Origin of the sequence: Bradyrhizobium oligotrophicum (assembly GCF_051168495.1) — a bacterium.
GTDB lineage: Bacteria > Pseudomonadota > Alphaproteobacteria > Rhizobiales > Xanthobacteraceae > Bradyrhizobium > Bradyrhizobium oligotrophicum_A.
In genome coordinates this window covers 1-2,671 of record NZ_JBNPVB010000053.1, presented here as the reverse complement: position 1 = coordinate 2,671, position 2,671 = coordinate 1, and the positions used below count along the sequence as shown (strand labels likewise).

Here is a 2,671-nt window from a genome sequence, read left to right as displayed (position 1 = left end):
ACATAACTCGGAATTATGATGATGGCCTACGAAATCCTCATCAATCCGCGAGCGCCAAATGCTTTGATATTTGACGAGGATTTTGACGAAGTTGCCGCCTATTTCTCGGACATCTTGAAGAGCAATTCGTGGACCGCATTGCCTGGCGGCGTAATCGACACATACGTCCCATCATCTGACGCCTACGAGCCGTTGATTCTCGAAGCCAATCAATTTCGAGGATATCGAGTCGACGCTGATCATTACATCGCTGATGCAAAGAAGATCATTGGGATGGCACTTTCCTTGATCGAGGGGCGGGAGCTAGCATACGATGATTTCACTCTGTGCCCGTCAACGTCTGTGGGACTTCTAGTCATCCTAATGGCCCTCAAGCGTGAGGGGGTCGGCACTCTGTTAGTGGAGCTGCCGGCCTATTTTGGCTGCTTAGAACAAGCGCAGCTTCTGGGCTTTCGTGTCTTGCTTCTTCCTACTCTTGCTCAAGAGGGATACGTCGTAACTCCGGACGATCTGGAGAGAATTTGTTCTGAAGTCGACGAAAGGGTCGCCGTTGTCATCACTCAACCGCGATACGGTATGGGCTTTTGCAGGGCTCTAGCGTCGATTTTGGCTCTTCGTGAAAAGCTGCGACCAGGCGATTTTCTGATTATTGATGAGGCTGCCGATCAGAGTTCACCAACTGACATGGGAATGGTTCCTGCTGACGGCGAAGTAACGATCTTGCGGGCCCGTGGCCTCATGAAAGGGCTTGGACTCAACTCTGCCCGAGTAGCAGTGATTTTTCATCCGAGCCGATTTCGACCACTCTTTGCTGAGATCGTTGATCTTGCTGGCGGTGCATTGGACGCGGCGAGCCTTGTTCTGGCAACGAATCTCCTGAGTGAGCCAGTTCGGTATGTAGAACTTCTTCAGGCTGCTCAACGATATGTACAAAAGCAAAGGCAGGAATTGCAAAATAGATTGAGAGGTCTACCTATTTCGTTTAGCCCAATTGAAAGCGGCTATATCGGGACGGCCCACATCTTCGCGCCGAGCACCGTGTCGTCATTCTGTGATTTTCAGGAAAAATTTCTGCAGTGCTGTCGATCGTTCCGAATGCCTGTTGTAAGAGGCACAAGCATGTACTTCCCGTATGAGGGTGACCGCGAGATTATTCGCATAAACTACTTTACCACAGAACAGAATATTCACGCATCAGCGGAAACTCTTGGCCAAGTGGTCAAGGCTCTCAAACGATAGTTTTGACTATTTTTTTAATCTTTTCGACGAGCGCTGAACTGTAGTCAACGTCAAGACGAAATATGGTCGTTCCTGGTAAGGTTGCTTGTACTGAAAGGGCGCTTCGCAACGAACCTTCCTGAGCTCCCCCTAGGCTGATTGAAACGATCTGCGTTTCCTCCTGCCCTGAGTGGGCAACTCTTCGTTTGAGTTTGGACAGCTCAACGCGCGTTCTCGTGCAAAAAAAGAGAGTAACTAGGAAGATCGCGCTACCCAACGGAAGATTAGAAAGCACTATGTCGACGGGAGAATTGCGCGGCCGGACTTCAATGGTCGCATTTGGCAATGAACTCCTAAAGTCTTTTACCAGATCATCTATCGCAAGATCGCTCGCCTCATCAAACGTCCGATAGATTAGTCTTTCAGGGGCTAGGCCCTTCACACGATCTGAAGTCACCGTTTCCAAATCGGATAGCCTCTGCAAGCATTGCAGATATGTGCCCGCAGCCGCCTGCCCAACTTGCAGTTGGGCAGGATGATCGCGAAATCCTCGCCAGATCGCTTCGGAAAGTATTGTCAACTTTAAGACAAATAACGCTTGCAGCCGGTCGGCTTGATAAAGGTAGAAGATAAACTCGCTAAAGTCCTGGAGCAGTCGCATCAGATTCACCGGTGCTCGCACCAGCAATATCCACGCTTCCGGCTGGAAAGCCTTGTCGACCAAGTCGCTGCCGACCAATTCGCCGCCCGCCAGATAGAATTGCAACTTGATAGTTTCAAATGGCGAAAGTGTTTCTAGCTGGGTAGAGGCCAGCATTTTGTCAACAGACCATAGTGTCGAAGATGGATAAGCTCGATCTTCGCGGACGCCAGAGATGGGAAGTTGACGAGAGTCGAGACCGAAATTGTCCAGGATGACCCTGAAGTCGAGCCATGTTGATCGAAATTCATTCTCGTACAATCTGCAGCCATCAAAAAGTTTATTGGAGGTCGCGCAATTGTCAAATCGGCAGCGAATAAGTTGCGAGTTTCTTATCATGGAATCACTGAAGCTACACTCGATGAATTCACAGCCATCGTATGCGCAATCATGAACAGCGGCATCCTCGAAAGAGCAGCGTACGAAGCGGCACCGCGAGAAAGTACAAGAAACCGTCGATCCACCACCGATCGCGGAATCTGTGACGTCTACGTCAAAGAATACTGAATCTTTGTAGTCGACCCGCTTCCAATCCAAATCGCTAAGTTGTGCGTTTCGAAACGCGCAGCGATGGAAGTTCCGACGAAACTCAACTCTAAATAGTTTACCGGAAATCAATTTGCCTATTACGTCGCGCTTGTTGAGTTCGGCTTCCGACAGAGAGTTGAGATCAAAGGGATCAAGGCCCTGATTCCAATTTTGCCAAGTTGCCAGATCCTTGTCGGACATTGGACATATAATTCCGAGTTATGT

2 protein-coding genes are annotated in these 2,671 nt (G+C 49.4%); one reads left to right on the top strand and one right to left on the bottom strand.

Annotated elements, in window-relative coordinates; all coding sequences use genetic code 11:
• The first annotated feature begins 21 nt into the window (after positions 1-21).
• Positions 22-1,239: an aminotransferase class I/II-fold pyridoxal phosphate-dependent enzyme gene (locus ACQR1B_RS36125; RefSeq protein ID WP_434833125.1), complete on the top strand. Its 1,218-nt coding sequence runs from the start codon at positions 22-24 to the stop codon at positions 1,237-1,239.
• Here the strand turns inward: ACQR1B_RS36125 and ACQR1B_RS36120 are convergent.
• Entirely contained in the window at positions 1,229-2,647 is a 1,419-nt protein-coding gene (locus tag ACQR1B_RS36120) for a hypothetical protein (protein WP_434833124.1), read from the bottom strand. The two genes, ACQR1B_RS36125 and ACQR1B_RS36120, sit on opposite strands and share 11 nt — an antisense overlap.
• Positions 2,648-2,671 lie beyond the last annotated feature (24 nt).

Coding starts and splice junctions, on each gene's coding strand:
- ACQR1B_RS36125 (WP_434833125.1), top strand. CDS start 22: ATGGCCTACGAAATCCTCATCAATCCGCGAGCGCCAAATGCTTTGATA.
- ACQR1B_RS36120 (WP_434833124.1), bottom strand. CDS start 2,647: ATGTCCGACAAGGATCTGGCAACTTGGCAAAATTGGAATCAGGGCCTT.